The organism is Nioella sp. (assembly GCF_965215655.1).
Classification (GTDB): Bacteria; Pseudomonadota; Alphaproteobacteria; order Rhodobacterales; family Rhodobacteraceae; genus Nioella.
In genome coordinates this window covers 606343-622244 of record NZ_OZ244111.1, presented here as the reverse complement: position 1 = coordinate 622244, position 15902 = coordinate 606343, and the positions used below count along the sequence as shown (strand labels likewise).

Annotated in this window: 16 protein-coding genes; 2 read left to right on the top strand and 14 right to left on the bottom strand. The window is 63.1% G+C overall.

The window, feature by feature from the left end; genetic code table 11:
* Nucleotides 1-49: 49 nt before the first annotated feature.
* A complete protein-coding gene (locus ACOOEX_RS03200) occupies nt 50-937 on the top strand; it encodes a LysR substrate-binding domain-containing protein (protein WP_420397086.1) in 888 nt (295 codons plus the stop codon).
* Here the strand turns inward: ACOOEX_RS03200 and ACOOEX_RS03195 are convergent.
* Nucleotides 934-1998 (bottom strand): YeeE/YedE family protein, encoded by a 1065-nt coding sequence (locus ACOOEX_RS03195; RefSeq protein WP_420397085.1) that lies wholly within the window; start codon nt 1996-1998, stop codon nt 934-936. The genes ACOOEX_RS03200 and ACOOEX_RS03195 overlap by 4 nt on opposite strands.
* 130 nt (nt 1999-2128) lie before the next feature.
* On the opposite strand from ACOOEX_RS03195, the gene ACOOEX_RS03190 reads away from it, so the two are divergent.
* A complete protein-coding gene (locus ACOOEX_RS03190) occupies nt 2129-3376 on the top strand; it encodes an MFS transporter (protein ID WP_420397084.1) in 1248 nt (415 codons plus the stop codon).
* On the opposite strand, the gene ACOOEX_RS03185 is transcribed toward ACOOEX_RS03190, so the two are convergent.
* From ACOOEX_RS03185 to ACOOEX_RS03125, 13 genes are all read right to left on the bottom strand, one after another.
* Complete coding sequence (locus tag ACOOEX_RS03185; protein WP_420397083.1) at nt 3377-3760, bottom strand: hypothetical protein; 384 nt, start codon at nt 3758-3760, stop codon at nt 3377-3379.
* Nucleotides 3761-3845: 85 nt separating this feature from the next.
* The gene (locus ACOOEX_RS03180; RefSeq protein WP_420397082.1) at nt 3846-4538 is read right to left on the bottom strand and encodes an RraA family protein; all 693 of its coding nucleotides are present in this window, start codon (nt 4536-4538) and stop codon (nt 3846-3848) included.
* Nucleotides 4538-5233: an alpha/beta fold hydrolase gene (locus ACOOEX_RS03175; RefSeq protein WP_420397081.1), complete on the bottom strand. Its 696-nt coding sequence runs from the start codon at nt 5231-5233 to the stop codon at nt 4538-4540. The genes ACOOEX_RS03180 and ACOOEX_RS03175 overlap by 1 nt, the downstream gene beginning before the upstream one ends.
* Nucleotides 5230-6357: a cobalamin-independent methionine synthase II family protein gene (locus ACOOEX_RS03170; RefSeq protein ID WP_420397080.1), complete on the bottom strand. Its 1128-nt coding sequence runs from the start codon at nt 6355-6357 to the stop codon at nt 5230-5232. The genes ACOOEX_RS03175 and ACOOEX_RS03170 overlap by 4 nt, the downstream gene beginning before the upstream one ends.
* A 148-nt stretch (nt 6358-6505) precedes the next feature.
* Complete coding sequence (locus ACOOEX_RS03165; protein ID WP_420397079.1) at nt 6506-7474, bottom strand: cupin domain-containing protein; 969 nt, start codon at nt 7472-7474, stop codon at nt 6506-6508.
* A 140-nt stretch (nt 7475-7614) separates the two neighbouring features.
* Nucleotides 7615-8592 (bottom strand): nuclear transport factor 2 family protein, encoded by a 978-nt coding sequence (locus ACOOEX_RS03160; protein WP_420397078.1) that lies wholly within the window; start codon nt 8590-8592, stop codon nt 7615-7617.
* Nucleotides 8589-9608, bottom strand: a complete 1020-nt coding sequence (locus tag ACOOEX_RS03155; protein ID WP_420397077.1) for a LacI family DNA-binding transcriptional regulator — start codon at nt 9606-9608, stop codon at nt 8589-8591. The genes ACOOEX_RS03160 and ACOOEX_RS03155 overlap by 4 nt, the downstream gene beginning before the upstream one ends.
* On the bottom strand, nt 9608-10372 hold the full coding sequence (locus ACOOEX_RS03150; RefSeq protein WP_420397076.1) for an SDR family NAD(P)-dependent oxidoreductase: 765 nt from the start codon (nt 10370-10372) through the stop codon (nt 9608-9610). Before ACOOEX_RS03150 ends, ACOOEX_RS03155 begins: the two co-directional genes overlap by 1 nt.
* Nucleotides 10369-11409 carry an ester cyclase gene (locus tag ACOOEX_RS03145; RefSeq protein WP_420397075.1) on the bottom strand — a complete coding sequence of 347 codons (1041 nt, stop codon included), beginning with the start codon at nt 11407-11409 and terminating at the stop codon, nt 10369-10371. The genes ACOOEX_RS03150 and ACOOEX_RS03145 overlap by 4 nt, the downstream gene beginning before the upstream one ends.
* 70 nt (nt 11410-11479) lie before the next feature.
* Nucleotides 11480-12808, bottom strand: a complete 1329-nt coding sequence (hisD, locus tag ACOOEX_RS03140; RefSeq protein WP_420397074.1) for a histidinol dehydrogenase — start codon at nt 12806-12808, stop codon at nt 11480-11482.
* A gap of 54 nt (nt 12809-12862) precedes the next feature.
* Nucleotides 12863-13894, bottom strand: a complete 1032-nt coding sequence (locus ACOOEX_RS03135; protein WP_420397073.1) for an ester cyclase — start codon at nt 13892-13894, stop codon at nt 12863-12865.
* A 42-nt stretch (nt 13895-13936) separates the two neighbouring features.
* Entirely contained in the window at nt 13937-14818 is an 882-nt protein-coding gene (locus tag ACOOEX_RS03130) for a carbohydrate ABC transporter permease (protein ID WP_306047636.1), read from the bottom strand.
* The gene (locus ACOOEX_RS03125) at nt 14818-15843 is read right to left on the bottom strand and encodes a carbohydrate ABC transporter permease (protein WP_420397072.1); all 1026 of its coding nucleotides are present in this window, start codon (nt 15841-15843) and stop codon (nt 14818-14820) included. Before ACOOEX_RS03125 ends, ACOOEX_RS03130 begins: the two co-directional genes overlap by 1 nt.
* Between the last annotated feature and the right edge of the window lie 59 nt (nt 15844-15902).

The window sequence follows — 15902 nt, the reverse complement described above, 5'->3', positions numbered from 1 at the left end:
GTTTCTCACAGGATGTGTTAGGATAGCTAACTCATAACCGGAATCGCCCATGTCCCGACGCCTGCCAAACCTGAATCAGCTCCGCGCCTTCGAGGCCGCTGCGCGAAGGCTCAGCTTCAAGGATGCTGCCGAGGAACTGAATGTGACCCATGCCGCGATCAGCCACCAGATCAAGGCGCTAGAGGCCGATCTGGGACTGAAACTGTTCCACCGCATGACCCGCCGAGTGGAGTTGACCGATCCGGCCCGTGATCTTGCCAGCCGCCTGTCGAGGGCCTTTGCAGAGATCCGCGCCGCAACCGAGGCCGTGACAACCGAGGATCTGACCGGCGACATCCGTATTTCCATGGCCCCCTATTTTGCGAACCGGGTGATCCTGCCCCATCTGGGCGAGTTTCACGCGCGGAATCCCGGTTTGCGTGTCATTCCCGACATGTCCAGCGAGGTCATCGACCTGCGTGGGTCGGACTGTGATGCCGCCGTGCGCTACGGGAACGGGGACTGGCCGGGTATGACGGTGATCAAGCTCTATGATGATATGCTGAGCGCGGTCGCCGCTCCCTCGCTGGTTACCGGGCGGGACCTTCCTCTATCCCTGGAAGAAATTGCCGGAATGGTCCTTGGGGACAACGCGCTGATGCCCGGGAAATGGTCGGATTATTTTCAGGCGGGCGGACTGGCCGACACCGAAAGACTGACCATCGTCAGCTACCCCGACCGTGCCCGCGTGAACGACATGGCAATCTCCGGCGCGGGGGTGGCACTGGTCGACCGGTATCTTTTTGCCGCGGATATGGATGCCGGTCGGCTGGTGCGGTTGAACCCGCTGGAGATTCCGTCGGAGAAGTCGATGTATGTGGTCTTCCCGGAAAGCGACTATCCTGATCGCCGCGTTGTTGCGTTCTCTGACTGGCTGAAAGGCCGGTTCAGCAGCTAGGCCGGTTGCGCCACTGCCACGCGCGCATCCAGCAGCCAGCTTGTCACCATGCCACCGATCCACATGCAAAGAAGCGCCAGCCACGCGGTGCCCACGAAGATCGAGCCGCCGGTCACCCCGGCCCCGATGGCACAGCCGCCTGCCAGCATGCCGCCCATCCCCATGAACGCAGCCCCGATCAGCGCCCGGCTCATGCTGCCGGCCCCGTCAAAGCCCTGCAACCTCAGCTCTCGCCCCCAAAGGGCCGACAGGAAGGCCCCCAGGAACACGCCGGGCACGAGGCCGATATCGAACTCCAGCACCGGGCTGGAGGTCAAAAAGAACATCAGCGTGTTGGCAGAGGGGCCGGTGAAGGTCGCGCTTTCCACCTGCACCGGGTCGAAGGCCACCTGGCTCAGCGAATAGGTCAGCGCCCATCCCGCCGCGACCGCGAACCCCACGCCAGACGCGGTGAACAGCAGCCGCAAGCTGACCCGGTTCTTGCGGGCCAGCCAAAGCGCCGCCAATGCAAAGCCGAGCCCGATCATGAAGCCGGACACGGGCGGCAGATGCAGCGTGGTAAGCAGGTTGAAATTGGTGCCGCCCGGCGTGATCCATAGCCCCGCAACCCAGTTTCGCACCGGTGCCAGCCAACCCTGCAATGCCATCTGCGCGACCACGGCAAAGACCAGCCCCGACACGAGCGAGCGCATGTTTCCCGTTGCCGCCAGCACCAGCAACCGGCCCGAACAGCCGCGCGCCATGACCATGCCCGCGCCGAACAGCAGCCCGCCGACGATCGCGCCCGAGATCGAGCCCGGAACCGCCATCATCCGCGCGTCCTCGACCCGCATCATCCCCGACAAAGCCGCCAGTTGGGTCCAGACCACCGCCGTCGAGAAAGCCAGCAGCCAGACCGCCATGCGGCTGCCGAGCTGGCCTTTCGCGAACTCCACCACCGAGGCGCGCAGGCAAAAGGAGGACCGCTGCGCCGCGATGCCGAGCAGCAATCCGGTGATCAACCCGAACAATGCGGCGGTCTGAGGTTCTCCGATCCGGTCAACGAGGGGAACGATATCCATGATGGTCTCCTGCAACTTGGCTGCGGTTTGGCCGATTGCAGCGGGGCAGACCTTGACTCATGTCATATTCAAAGACTGGAATGCGATTTTTTTACTCGTCAGCCCGCACAAAACGCCCTAAGGCGTGCCCATGTCCCGCCCGTCCCCCTTTCGCACCATGTCTCTGGCCGATGCCAAGACCCTGCCGATCTGGCGGCAGCCGATTGCGCTGCTGGTGATCATGTCGCTGGCGATGCCGATTGCCTTCGCCACGTGGTCGGCGCTGCTGAACAATTTCGTGGTCGAGGTGGCCCAGTTCGACGGCTCCGATATCGGCTGGCTACACACGGTGCGCGAGATCCCCGGCTTCCTTGCCATCGGGGTGATCGCCCTGATCATGGTGATCCGCGAACAGGTGCTCGGGCTGCTGTCGCTGGTTCTGCTTGGGATCGCCACGGCCATCACCGCGCAGTTCCCCAGCTTCGGTGGCATTCTGATGGTGACGCTGCTCAGCTCCATCGGGTTTCACTATTACGAGACCGTAAACCAGTCGCTGCAACTGCAATGGCTGGATAAGAAACGCGCGCCGCAGGTTCTTGGCTGGCTGGTCGCCGTGGCGTCCGGCGGGACGCTGCTGGCCTATGGGCTGATCATTCTCACATGGCGCGCCTATGACCTGAGCTTCTCCACCGTCTACTGGGCAGCGGGCGGCTTTACCGTGCTGGTCGCCCTGGCCTGCCTGATCGTTTTCCCGCAGTTCGAGGCCCCAAACCCGCAGCGCAAGCAGTTCATCCTGCGCCGCCGCTATTGGCTCTACTATGCGTTGCAGTTCATGTCCGGGGCGCGGCGTCAAATCTTCACCGTCTTCGCGGGCTTCATGATGGTGGAACGCTTCGGCTTCGACGTGCACGAGATCACCGCTCTGTTCATGATCACCCTTGTCCTGAACATGATCTTCGCTCCGCTACTGGGCAAGATGGTGAGCCATTTCGGGGAACGCGCCGCGCTGGTGTTCGAATATGTCGGGCTAACCGGGGTCTTTCTTCTCTATGCCGGGATCTATTTCTTCGACTGGGGTGTGACGCTGGCGCTTGTCCTTTACGTGGTCGATCACCTGTTCTTCTCGCTGGCGCTGGCGATCAAGACCTATTTCCAGAAGATCGCCGATCCCGGCGATATCGCCCCGACAGCGGCTGTCGCCTTCACCATCAACCACATCGCGGCAGTGTTTTTGCCTGCCTCGCTCGGCTATCTGTGGCTGGTCTATCCCGGCGCAGTCTTTGCGCTGGCCGCCGGAATGGCCATGGTGTCGCTGCTTTTGGCGACGCTGATCCCGCGTCACCCCGAGATGGGCAACGAAACCACCCTAAAAACGCGCCTGCCTGCCCCGGCGGAATGATCAGGGCGCAGGGCAGAGCGGTGAGATATCGAACATCGTGATCTGATCGCTCAGCAGAACGAAGCGCACTTCGCTGCTACAATCGCTGATCGTGGAGGCTGTGCCAGACAGTTCGGCCCGGCTGTTTTCGACACTGATCGAGCTGAAGGAAACCTCGGCATAAGGCTCTGATCCTTCGAACATCTGCTGCAAGTCTTCTGCGCTCGTCTGCTGTTGCAACTGGGGGTGCAGTCGCGCATGTGCGGCGGCGAAATCGCCAGCCGACACATCCTCCACAAATCCGCGCGCGTGTTCCCGTGCCCCCGCGCTGAAAAACATCACAATCGCCAGAGTAAGCCCGACAAGGGCCAAAAGTCCCAATATGATATTGCGCAAAATCTTCATGCGCGATCTCCTGATCCTGTTGATGGGGTAATCTCCGCCATCTGCAGAAAAGGATAAACCAAGCGACCGGCCCCTTGCCAGCCTTTCAGGTGCGCGCCTTTTCGAAGGCCGTCCAGGCTTTTTCGAAGGCGTTGAAATCGAACCCTTCGGCGCGGGCCGGCTCCAGCACAAGCCGTTCGGTTTCCTGCATTTTTGCGATTGCAGCGGCCAGTTGGTCGACAACCTCTGGCGGGATCACAACCGCCCCGTGCCGGTCGGCATGGATCAGATCGCCGGGGCGCACATCCATACCCATGATCCGCACGGGCTGGTTGATGCTGCGCACATGCACGAAGCCGTGGCTCGGCCCGATGCTGCCTGCGACGACGGGAAAGTCAGGGGCGAGGTCGCCAAGGTCACGCATGACCCCGTTGGTTAGCGCACCGGACATGCCGAAGCCCTTGTGGATCGTCGTGTTGACCTCGCCCCAATAGGCACCGATGGCATTGGGGTAGTCGAGATCCTCCACCACCGCGACTGAGGGTTTCGGCCCCTCCGCCATCGCCTTGTAATAGGCCATGCGGCGGGTGCGGATCGTGGCGGGGTCCTCCGTGGGGGGCGCGACGGCCGCGATCTGCGCGGTCACGGCATAGCCCACCATCACGCCCGTGGGGTCGCTGGCCTGCATGGTGCCGCGCGTGAAGGCGTTGAAGCCGCGTTTGCCCTGCGCCACTTCTATGGCGTTGCAGACGGTAGGGGTGTCGACGCTGTTGAGCAGGGTCAGAAGAGCGTTGTCCATCAATCCTCCAGCCAGCGGATCAGGGCCGCCGTGGTTTTCTCAGGTTGTTCCAGCGTGGGCAGGTGGCCCGCGTTTTCGATGATCTCCAGGTGGCTGTTTTCCAGCAATCCATGCATGAGTTCGTGCCGTTCCACAGGGCAGAGCGCGTCATGCCGCCCGCAAAGGACAAGCGCCTTGCCCTTGTAGGCCGCAAGCGTTTCCTGCTGGTCCGGCCTGTCCCGCAAGGCAATGGATTGATTGAGAAAAACTTGAGGGCCGAGGTCCAGCGCCATATCCATGCAGAGATCGAGGATTGCCGGTTTGCGGGGGCTGTCCACCAGGTAGTTCGGCTTCATCTCATCGCGCATGACCGCGCGCAGGCGGCCTGCTTTCACGGCCTCCATCTGCGGGGTTCGGCGGGCCTTGACCGCCTCCAGCTCCGCGCGCGGGTTGGTGTCGAGCAGGGCCAGTTTTTCAACCCGCTCGGGCGCCTGCCGCAGCACCTCCATCGCCAGAATGCCGCCCATGGAGAGCCCTGCGAGCGCGAAGCGGGGCGGGGCGTTCTCCAGTACCTCCCGCGCGAGATCGGCCATGCAGTCGGCCCCGCCCATGGGCGCGACCATCACCGCGCGCTGCCCGGAAAGCGCTGATATCTGGGGGAAAAACAGCCGGGCATCGCACATCATGCCCGGCAACAGAACAAGGGGCAGCGTCATTGGCTTGCAAGCGCCGCCCCGTCGGAGAGCGCCTTCAGCTTGGCATAGGCAATCTCGGGGTCGACGGCCCCGAACCCGGCAAAAGTGCCGAAGCCGCAATCGCTGCCCGCGATCACCCGGCCCGCGCCGACGATATCGGTAAACCTTTGAATTCGCTGCGAAACAAGCTCCGGATGCTCCACGAAATTGGTCGTGGTGTCGACCACGCCGGGCACGAGGATCTTGTCGTCCGGGATATCCGCCTTGCGGTCGCGGAACACGGTCCATTCATGGCCATGGCGGGGATTGGACGTCTCGAACAGCACATAACGCGATTTGGTCGACATGAGCGTGTCGAACATCTTGGCCATCGGAATGTCGCAGCAATGGGGGCCTTCGTAATTGCCCCAACAAATATGAACCCTTACACGATCCTGCGGCACATCCTGTAGGGCGTGATTGAGCGCCTCCACATGCATGTTGGCGACCTTCAGGAACTCATTATCCGACAAATCGGTAAACAACATATGACGGCTAAGCGCCAAATCGGGGCAATCGAGTTGCAGATCGAGACCAGCGCCCACGATCGTCTCATACTCCGCCTTCATTGCATCGGCCAGCGCGGCCAGGTAGGCCTCTCGTGTCTTGTAGAAATCATTCTGCAAAAACAGGGAGATAACACCAGGACTGGCAGCGTTCATGAAGCCGCGAGACACCCCGTGTTCCGCCATCGCCGCCTTGAGATTGGAGATGTCCTTTTCCAGCTCGCCCTGCCCTTTCGAGCGCACTTCGCCGGTGCACATGGGGCGGGCATATTGGGGGGTGCCGCCATCATCTGCTAAGCGCTTGAGAAAGCTGGGAAACATCTTCAGATCGGCAGGCGCGTTACGGGGGCTGTCGCCGGAGAAGCCGGTGTAGCGATCCTTGACGTAGGTGGCGTAGGAGATCTTGGACGTCTCACCGTCGGACACGATATCGATCCCCGCATCCTTTTGTTTTTTCACGGTTTTCGAAACCGCCGCCGTCATGCAGGCATCAAAGGCGGCGGCGTCATAGGGCTCTTCCCGTTCGCGGGCGAAGATGAAATCCACCACCTCCTGCGTGCGCGGCAGGCTGCCCACATGGGTCGTCAGAATTCGGGTCATTTATGTCTCTCCTCCCTGTCCAAAACAGGGGGGTGCCATGCGTGCACCCCCTGCACACCCCCCGTACACCCCCCGTGCAGACAAAATGGTGTCTCGCGGGAAGGACGGGGAAAGGAGCGGCCCCACCGGGGGGCCACCCCTCAAATCATCATGCGCCCGACCAGGTCAGCCCGGCGGGATCGCCCGTGGCAACGATGTGGTACATTGCGGCTTCACCGGTCATCGAGGGCACCGCGCTATGGGCCAGACCTTCGGGCACCGACATCGTGTCGCCGGGGGCGAGCGTGGCGCTGCCGCCGTCCCAGTCCACCCGCCAATGGCCTTTCACCGGCATCAGGACGGAGGGCTTGTCGTGGCTGTGCTTGGCATCCGTTGCCGAGGCTCGGGTGATGAAATCGACCTCAAACCCCGGCTTGTCCCGCAGAAGGCCGGTTTCGCCGATCACCTTGCAGGGGGTCTTGTCCGCCAGCGCCACCATGTCCCAGTAGCGGGCGACGTGGTTGGGCAGGACCTCAGCCGTAGTGGGTTCGCCGCGCTTGGCGAGTTCCTCCGCGCTCATCAGCGGCATGGGGGCCACGCCCTCTGGCAGCGCCTCGCCCTTCTTGGTGTCGTAAAGCTTGCCGGTTTCGGCCAGCACAAGCCCGTGATCGGCGGCGTCCTCGATGACCTGCGGGGCCCACATGACGCCTCCGCCAGCATCGTCGCCGCCGAGGATGGCCATGATCATCCCGTAATCGGTGCCGATATTCTCGAACCCGCGGAAAACGCCGGTGGGGATGTTGAAGATGTCGCCCTCTTCCAGCGTCACCTCACCCGCCGTGCCGTAGCGGCCCCAGAAGAAGCGCCAGCGCCCGGAGAGGACGAAGAACGCTTCCGCGGTGCGGTGATCGTGCAGGGAGTTACGGCATTTGGGCGGCTGGCCCGCCGCGCCGATATTGAAGCCGTGGGGGATGGTGATGTGGACGTGCTGGTCGGGGCTTTCGCTGACGCCGCCGCCGATGATGGTGAAGTTCTCCTTCTGGTCGCTGCCGGGGGTGTGGGCGTCGATGAAGGCGGTCTTGCAGGGTTTGAGGTCGCCGTAGCGGACAATCCGGGCTTCCATGTCTTGAGGGGTCATTTTGCTATCCTTTGTGAAACTGCGGGTTGGGTTGGGCTGGTGTCAGCCCGTTCCCGGTGGCCGCAGGTTCAGACGCCTTGCGCGGCGGCTGGCGAGGAAGCCATGGCGGCGCATGAGCGCCAGAGAGGGGCGCAGCCCTGTCATTCGGCACCGCCCGTTTGCAGAAGGATCTGTTTCCAGATCGCGGTTTCATCGAAGAGCGTGTATTCGCGGCGGATGCCGCGTGGGCCAAACTCCGCGTGGCTGATGCCGAGAACGTAGATCTCAGCGCCGCTCGGTTTGCCGAAACAGCCCCAGCCTTCGTGACGCCCATGCAGCGACCAGCGGATCGCGGCGCGGGGCGGCATCAGGGGGTCGTCCCGCCCGATCTGGTGGTCGATGGTGAACTTGGCATCGGGCAGGGCTGCGCGCAGACCCATCCAGAAGCCATCAACCGAGCCCCAAGAATGCCCGGTCACGCCGCCGGGATACTCGGTCTGCACCGCACGGTCGTATTCGCGCGGAATCGCCGCCATGTCGGCGCCCATGATCCGGGTCAGAATGTCGGCATAGCGCTGCCCCCATTCATTGTCATTGCCCCGACCCTTGTAGGGGCCGGGCACGTCATTGGCGGGGCTCAGCGGGCGCACGGCCTTGTCCGGCCCGCCTTCGGACCTGATCAGCGCGCGGGCGTATTTCTTCGGCGTCCAGCCCATCTGGCGGACGATCGCGCCCTGATCGCGGATCAGCCATTCGTCATTGATCTGGTTCGCGATCGCGTGGCAATCGGCGATGATCCGATAGGTCAGCTTGGTGCCCGTGGCCTTGCCATAGACGCCGTCGCACGCATGGGTCGCGGTCGAGAGGATGCGGTGCGAGGACAGCATGCCCTCCTCCGGCGTGCCGGACCAGATCACGTCCTCTCCCAGCAGCTGCCGGTCGGGAAACTCCGCCAGCGTGGCCATGGTCGCGCCGATGACGCCCTGGTTGCCGACCACCACCGAACCGGGGCTGCGCACCACGATATCGGGGGCGTAGTAATCATGCAGCGTGGCAATGCCGCGATCTTCCCAGATCTCCTTGGTGATCCCGAGGATGTAGTCGGGGAAATCGGCGAATTTGGGGGCAAAGCCTTTCATGAGGTCCATCCTTGGGGAATGCGGGCCGAGCCGCGAATGATGAGCGGGCCGTCGATGGCCACCCTGCGGGCGGGCATGTTGGGCGTGTCGATCCGGGCCAGCATGGTGCGCACGGTTTCCTCCACCATCCTGTTGGCGGGCTGGCGCACCGTGGTCAGGTCGTAGCTGGGCCAGGCGGAGATGATGACGTCGTCATAGCCGACGACGGAGACATCCGCGGGGATGCTGAGGCCAAGTTCGAAACGCAGCACATCCATCACCGCGAAGGCCATGTGATCGTTAGAGACGAAGACCGCATCGGGACGATCCTCTGTATCGAAAAGCTGCCGCGCGGCGGCCTGCGCCTGATCGGTGTGGAAATTGCCTTCGGCCCGGGAATGGAGCGTGAGGCCCGCAGCTGCCAGCCCCTCAAGGAACCCATGTTCACGGTCGCGCTGCGTGGAGGCCCCCTCCCATCCCGCGATATGGGCGATCTTGCGATGCCCGCCCGCGACAAGGAACTCGGCCAGCTTGCGCCCGCCCGCCACGTTGTCGGAGGCGACACCGGAGAGCGTTTCGTCATCCTGCAAGCGGTTGAACAGCACCACCGGAACGCCTGCCGCCTCACAGCGCTGCGTCAGGTCCGACGACATGGCGACCGAGGCGAGGATGATGCCATCGACCTGGTAGTCGAGAATCTCATCCATCACGCCGTCAATGTTGTCGGCAGTGTTGGAGGCCATGAAGATCAGGACGTGGTAGCCCTGCGCCTGCAACGCGTTCGACAGCTTCTCCAGCACTTCCGGGTAGAAGTGGTTTTCGAGATAGGCCACCACCAGCCCGATGATGCGCGAGCGCCCGGTGATCATGGCGCGGGCGAGGATGTTGGGGCGGTAGCCCAGTTCGCGCGCCGCGTTGCGGACCTTTTCTGCCGTCTTGGCCGAGACCGACGCGCCGGGGGTAAAGACGCGGCTGACCGCGCTTTGGCTAACGCCCGCGCGTTCTGCGACCTGAAGGGATGTGACTTTCTCTGCCATCAGTCTGCCGTCCACCCCCCGTCCACCATCAGCGCCGAGCCCGTGACAAGCGCCGAGGCGTCGGAGGCCAGGAACACCACCGCACCCATGATATCCTCGACCTCGCCGGGGCGGCCCAGTTTGATCTTTTCCCTGATCCATGCCGCCCGTTCAGGGTTGTCGAAGGTGGATTGCGTCAGCGGCGTCAGGATGAAGGTGGGACAGATCGTATTGACGCGGATCTGGCGCGGCCCCCATTCGATCGCCATCGATTTGGTAAATCCCTCGACCGCGTGCTTGCTTGCGCAATAGACCGCGCGGTCGATGCCCCCCACATGGGCCATCTGGCTGGAAATGTTGATCAGCGATCCGGGGCGTCCGCTGGTGATCAGCCGCTCCGCCACCGCGCGCGTCAGGAAATAGGCCCCGCGCAGATTGAGCCCCATGGCCAGGTCGAAATCGCCCTCTGTCGTGTCAAGCGCCGGGGAATGGCGTGCAACCCCTGCGGAGTTGACCAGCACATCGAAGGGCTCCGCCCGCGCGACGGAGTCCTCGGTTGCTGCCACGTCGGAGACATCGAGCGTCAGCGCCTCGGCGCTCATGCCCTCGGCCTGCATCGCCGCCACCGCCGCGCCGAGCTTGTCTGCGGAGCGCGCTGCCAGAACCACATGCGCGCCCGCCTCGGCCAGTGCCACGGCGGCCGCCAGTCCGATGCCGGAGGATGCGCCCGTGACCAGAGCGCGTTTGCCGTCGAGGCGGAACGAGGGGGTGCGGGGCAGGGTCATGCATCTCTCCAATCCGGTTCGGGGATCGCACCGGGAACGCGGGCCTTGTTGAACTCCCGCATCCGCCCCAGCACATCCACCCCAAGCTGCCGGTAGGCGTCGAGAATGTCCACAAGCACCCAGTTTTCGCGGATTAGACCATCTTCCAGCCGCCAGAAATCGAGGCTGCGCAGCAGGATTTCCGTGTCGGAGGGCGCGATCCCCATCCAGCCGTCGCCCGACAGCGTCAGCCGCATATTGGGCCAGCCGGTTTCGCAGACATAGTCGCCTTCGCCCACCCAGTGGGACATGAGATCGCCCATGGCATCGAGCTTTCGGTCGGGCATGCCGCGCAGGAACGGGCCCTGATGCCAGGTGCGAAAGCCGGAAATCCCGCGCGCGGTGCCGATGCCGGCGGGGCCATACCAGTTCATCTTCGGGTGCCAATAGCGGTCGAGTTGCATGATCTCGGGGTTCGGGTCGCCGGGGAATTTGCACAGGTCCGTCAACATGGCGATGACGTGATCCATGGCCGCCCGCCCGTCGCCTGCGACAGTCAGCCCATCACCCGACATCGGCGCAGGGGTGCAGAGGAAGGCCCCAAGCTGCGGTGCCATGGGCCAGGCCCCTGCCTGCATCATCAATTCGGGAATGTCCCAGATCGCCTGCATCTCGGTGATCTTGCCGTCTTCGATCCGGAAGAACTCGTGATAACGCATATGGGCCAGGTGGCCCGTCGGCGGAATGCCAAGGAAGGGCGCGCGGAACGTGCCCATGTAATTGCCCATGCAACCCACCCAGTCCTGCCCTTCCGGCGTGGTGCCTGCCATGACGATCATGTCGCGGCGTTCGAGATCGGGCATGGCGGCTAAGAGCGGCGCATAGGCGGTATCGAAAAGCGCTGCGCCGCCCTGCACATCTCCGAACGGGTGGCAGAGATTGACCGCCACAGTCGGAGCGATGTCCGCCAGCGCCCGCCGTACCGGACCTTCCGCAAAATCGGCCATCGCCGCCCGAAGCGGGGCAATGGCTGCCTTCAATTCCTCCTGTTTCGTCATGCTCTTCTTCTTTGTCAAAGTAACCCGGGGGGTGCGGGGGGTTGGCCCCCCGCTGCGCCATCCATGCCACTCATTCCGCCGCCTCGCGATGGGGCGCGCCCTCGCCATAAGGGACGTTCAGCCCGCCATAGCGGCGCACGCGGATGTTGCATTGCTCGGCATGCCCGACGAAGCCCTCCAGCATGCACAGGCGGCTGCCGTATTCCCCGATCATGGTCGCTGCCTCGTCGGTCAGCACCTTCTGGTAGCTGTGGGTTTTCAGGAACTTGCCGACCCAGAGCCCACCGGTATAGCGCCCGGCCTTCTTGGTGGGCAGCGTATGGTTGGTGCCGATCACCTTGTCGCCATTGGCCACATTGGTGCGTGCCCCGAGGAAGAGCGCGCCATAGCAGGTCATGTTCTCCAGGAACCAGTCGTCGCGGTCGGTCATCACCTGCACATGTTCGCTGGCAATGTCATCGGCCACGGCCAGCATCTCGTCGTAGCTCTCGCACAGGATCACCTCGCCATACTCCTCCCAGCTGACACGCGCGGTGTCTGCCGTGGGCAGGATGGTCAGGATGCGGTCGATCTCGGACAGGGTGTCCTCGGCCAGCTTGCGGGAATTGGTGACGAGAACGGCGGGGGAGTTATAGCCGTGTTCGGCCTGACCGAGGAGGTCGGTCGCGCAAAGTTCGCCGTCCACGGTGTCATCGGCGATCACCATGGTCTCGGTCGGGCCTGCGAAAAGGTCGATGCCGACGCGCCCGAATAGCTGGCGCTTGGCCTCGGCCACGAAGGCGTTGCCGGGTCCGACCAGCATGTGCACCGGCTCGATCGTCTCGGTGCCGATGGCCATGGCGCCCACGGCCTGAATCCCACCCAGAACGTAAATCTCATGCGCGCCGCCCAGATGCATGGCGGCGATGACGGCGGGGTTGGGTTTGCCCTGCCACGGGGGCGTGCAGGCCACGATGCGGGGCACGCCGGCGACCGATGCCGTCGCCACCGACATATGGGCCGAGGCCACCATCGGGAACTTGCCGCCGGGTACGTAGCAGCCCACGGACTGCACGGGGATGTTCTTGTGGCCCAGGATGACGCCGGGCAGGGTTTCCACCTCAATATCGAGCATCGAGTCCCGCTGCGCCTGCGCGAAGGCCACCACCTGCGCTTGCGCGAACTTGATATCGGCCAGTTCACGGTCGGACAGCTCGGCCATCAGCGCCTCGATGTCGGCCTCGGAAAGGCGGTAGCTCTTGGGCGAGTAACCGTCGAATTTCTCGCTGAGCTCCCGCACCGCCGCATCGCCGCGCGCCTCGATATCAGCCAGCGTCGCCTCGACCACGGCACGGGTCTTGGCATCATCCTCGGCCCGCTCATCCGCCGGTTTGCCACGCTTCAGATACTCAATCGTCATTGTCTCGTCCTTGGTTGTCGGTCAGGACGGGCCGAAGGCGCCGCCCGATAGGTGTCAGGCCGCGTTGGCCCTGATTTCGGCAAAGAGGTCGTAGCCCAGCTGCATCAGCACATGCGGAATATCCAGCATGCACCAGTTCTCGATGATCTTGCCGTTCTCGACCCGCCACCAATCGCAATCGCGCATGAAGATGCGTTTGCCGGTTGGAGCAAGGCCCAGAAAGTCACCCACATGCACGCCGGTGATCATCGGCCAGCCGCTCAGGAAGGCGTAGTCACCGTCGCCTGCCTTGCAATTGGCGCCGACACCAGTGATGCCAACTTCCTTGCCATCGCCCCAGCCCTCGAAAGTCAGTTCAAAGGGGCGCTGAAACGCGGCAAAGCCCTCCACCGTGGAATAGGAGCCCAATCCGCCGGGGCCGTACCAGACCATGCGGTCATCCCAATACGGCCGCCAGGCTTCATCATCGGTTGTCAGCTGCTTCAGCATTGCCTCAACCAAATCTGCGGAGGCCCGGGAAGCAGTCGGATCGGACTTGCCTGCGATGAGTCCGTCATGGGTGGCCGGACCAGGCACAACGCCTTCATATCCCCGACTTGCGGCAAGCGGCCAAAGCCCAAGCGCGATGATCAGTTCGGCAAAGCCCAGATAGACATGGCTTTCGACGATCTTGCCGTCTTCCATCCGGTGGAACTCACCAAATCGCAGAAACGCCTGCTTGCCGCTGGCGGGAATGCCGCAAAGCGATTTCGAGAAATGGCCATAGAAATAGCCTGTTGAGGTGACCCATTCCGTACCCAGATACTCGCCGCCGATCACCACGTAGTTCTGGCGTGTGCAGCCTTGGAAGGCGTCCATGATTGGCGCGATGATATCGGTGTAGTAACCGGTTCCGTCCGCCCCCTCATTGATCGGGTGGCTGGCGTTGACCTTGGCAGCGATGTCGAAATGCTCCGACACGGCTTTCCTGATCGCTCCGGCTTCCCGGGCCTCGAAACTTTCGAGGAACTTCAGATAGAGTCCCTTGTTCCGGGCCGATTGCGCCGTGGCGATGCCCATGGGAGGCCGGGTGTTACGTGCGCTCATGGTCCCTCCCAGCCGTTCGCCCGGCCTGATCCATGACCCCTCTCATCCCTTCACCGCCCCGGCGGTCAGGCCGCTGACGATCTGGCGCTGGAAGAACATCACCAGGATGAAGAGCGGCGCGGTGGCCGAGACAACGGCGGCGACCGCGAACATCACGTTGCCCTCGGTATAGGTCGTGCCCAGGAAGGCGGCGATTTCCGGCACCATGGTGCGGTTCGATTCCGACAGCAGCATCGAGGTCACGGCGAAGTCGTTATAGGCCAAAAGGAAGCTGAACAGACCGGTGGTGATCACGCCCGGCCACATGACCGGCACGATGACCAGCCGGAAGGCCTGGAACTGGGTGCAGCCATCGACCTTGGCGCTTTCGTCCAGCTCCTTGGGGATGTTCTGAAAGAACGAATGCAGCATCCACAGGGTGAAGGGCTGGTTGATCGCCACAAGAACAATGATCGTTGTGGGCAGGATGCCCCACAGGTTCCACTCGAAGAAGGGCAGCATATAGCCCGCGACCAGCGTCACCGGCGGCATGGCGCGGAAGATGAGCGCGATGATCAGCAGCCAGAACGTATAGCGGAACGAAGACCGCGACAGGGCATATCCGCCAAGCGTTCCAAGCGTCAGCGAGGTGCAAACCACGAAGAAACACACGATGAAGGTGTTGATGACGGCGCGCCAGAATTCCTCGGTCACCCAGGCCCCTTCATAGCCCGCCCCGGTAAAGGGGCTGCCATGGGTCCGCTCGGTGTTGAATCCGGTCAGCGCGTTGGTCCAGTCGGCAATCGAGAAGAAATCAAGTTCGACCTTGAACGATCCCCAGAGGGTCCAAAGAAAGGGGAAGGCCGCAAGGATCAGCCAGAAGATGATGAATCCCTTGGTGGCGATGCGCAGCGGCAGGGGCGCGCGGAGAGCATTCGAAGCCATTACATTTTCCCCTTGAAGTCGCGCCAGGTGCGCACCAGCACGGGCGAGAGCAGGATTGCCACGCCGATGATGGTCATGACGGAGGTGGCCGCCGCGGAAGAGAGCTGCCGGGTTTCGCCGCCAAGGTCATTGAGGATGAACCAGCTTAGCGATTGCGCATGGGCGGCGGCGTTGAAGCCGATGATCGGTTCCAGCACCCGGAAATTGTCCATCAGCTGAATCAGCGCCACGAAGGTCACCAGCGGCATCAGATGCGGCACCACAATGTAGCGGACCTGCTGCCAGCGGCTGGCCCCGTCGATCTGTGCCGCTTCGATCTGATCCTCGGGCATGGTTTGCAGCCCGGCATAGAAGACGACGAAGGCAAAGGGCGCGGAATGCCAGACGCCATAGACGATCAGCGCGATCCACATCATCGGGGTCGAGGCCTTGACCGACAGGTCGGGGTCATTGACGAGCCAGCTGATGAAATTGCCCAGAACGCCCCGGTTGTCGATCATCCAGAACATGATCAGCGAGCCCACAAGCGGGGTCACGATCATCGGCAGGAGGGAAAAGAAGATGACGATGCCCTTGAGCCTCTGGGTCAGGGTGTTGACCGCCAGCGCGATCATAAGCCCGAGGATGATCAGAAGCGGCGTGACAGTGAACGTATAGGTCAGGGTAAAGCCCATGGCGCGGTAGAAAGGCAGGTCGCCCAATTCGTCAAAGAACGCACCCATAGTTTCGGCGCTGCGCCAGGCTTCCGCCACTTCGGTCGTGGCCAGATGCCCGCGGTTCAGGTAGATATCCAGCCCGACGAACCGGCCCAGAGGGCGTTCCGCCCGCAATTCGCGCGTGGCGACCTGGTCAATCGTGGTCTCTTCCACACAGCTGAAGGGGGTGCAGGTTTCCACGGTCACCAGAACCGGCTCCAGCGGGGCGAAGACCGACTGCATCACCACCGACACGATGGGGGCGGCGATGAACAGCAGCATCGCAAGGCCCGTCGGCAGAAAGAACCAGAAGAAGGTGCGATGTTTCATGGCGCTCGGCTACTCGGTCTGAGAAAGGCAGGGCGGAGGAGTATCTCCGCCCCGCGAGG

Excerpts from the sequence above, each read along its gene's own strand:
- hisD (WP_420397074.1), bottom strand. The coding sequence starts at position 12,808 with ATGACGATTGAGTATCTGAAGCGTGGCAAACCGGCGGATGAGCGGGCC.
- ACOOEX_RS03185 (WP_420397083.1), bottom strand. The coding sequence starts at position 3,760 with ATGAAGATTTTGCGCAATATCATATTGGGACTTTTGGCCCTTGTCGGG.
- ACOOEX_RS03195 (WP_420397085.1), bottom strand. The coding sequence starts at position 1,998 with ATGGATATCGTTCCCCTCGTTGACCGGATCGGAGAACCTCAGACCGCC.
- ACOOEX_RS03145 (WP_420397075.1), bottom strand. The coding sequence starts at position 11,409 with ATGACGAAACAGGAGGAATTGAAGGCAGCCATTGCCCCGCTTCGGGCG.
- ACOOEX_RS03125 (WP_420397072.1), bottom strand. The coding sequence starts at position 15,843 with ATGAAACATCGCACCTTCTTCTGGTTCTTTCTGCCGACGGGCCTTGCG.
- ACOOEX_RS03170 (WP_420397080.1), bottom strand. The coding sequence starts at position 6,357 with ATGACCCGAATTCTGACGACCCATGTGGGCAGCCTGCCGCGCACGCAG.
- ACOOEX_RS03130 (WP_306047636.1), bottom strand. The coding sequence starts at position 14,818 with ATGGCTTCGAATGCTCTCCGCGCGCCCCTGCCGCTGCGCATCGCCACC.
- ACOOEX_RS03200 (WP_420397086.1), top strand. The coding sequence starts at position 50 with ATGTCCCGACGCCTGCCAAACCTGAATCAGCTCCGCGCCTTCGAGGCC.
- ACOOEX_RS03165 (WP_420397079.1), bottom strand. The coding sequence starts at position 7,474 with ATGACCCCTCAAGACATGGAAGCCCGGATTGTCCGCTACGGCGACCTC.
- ACOOEX_RS03135 (WP_420397073.1), bottom strand. The coding sequence starts at position 13,894 with ATGAGCGCACGTAACACCCGGCCTCCCATGGGCATCGCCACGGCGCAA.
- ACOOEX_RS03190 (WP_420397084.1), top strand. The coding sequence starts at position 2,129 with ATGTCCCGCCCGTCCCCCTTTCGCACCATGTCTCTGGCCGATGCCAAG.
- ACOOEX_RS03160 (WP_420397078.1), bottom strand. The coding sequence starts at position 8,592 with ATGAAAGGCTTTGCCCCCAAATTCGCCGATTTCCCCGACTACATCCTC.
- ACOOEX_RS03175 (WP_420397081.1), bottom strand. The coding sequence starts at position 5,233 with ATGACGCTGCCCCTTGTTCTGTTGCCGGGCATGATGTGCGATGCCCGG.
- ACOOEX_RS03155 (WP_420397077.1), bottom strand. The coding sequence starts at position 9,608 with ATGGCAGAGAAAGTCACATCCCTTCAGGTCGCAGAACGCGCGGGCGTT.
- ACOOEX_RS03180 (WP_420397082.1), bottom strand. The coding sequence starts at position 4,538 with ATGGACAACGCTCTTCTGACCCTGCTCAACAGCGTCGACACCCCTACC.
- ACOOEX_RS03150 (WP_420397076.1), bottom strand. The coding sequence starts at position 10,372 with ATGACCCTGCCCCGCACCCCCTCGTTCCGCCTCGACGGCAAACGCGCT.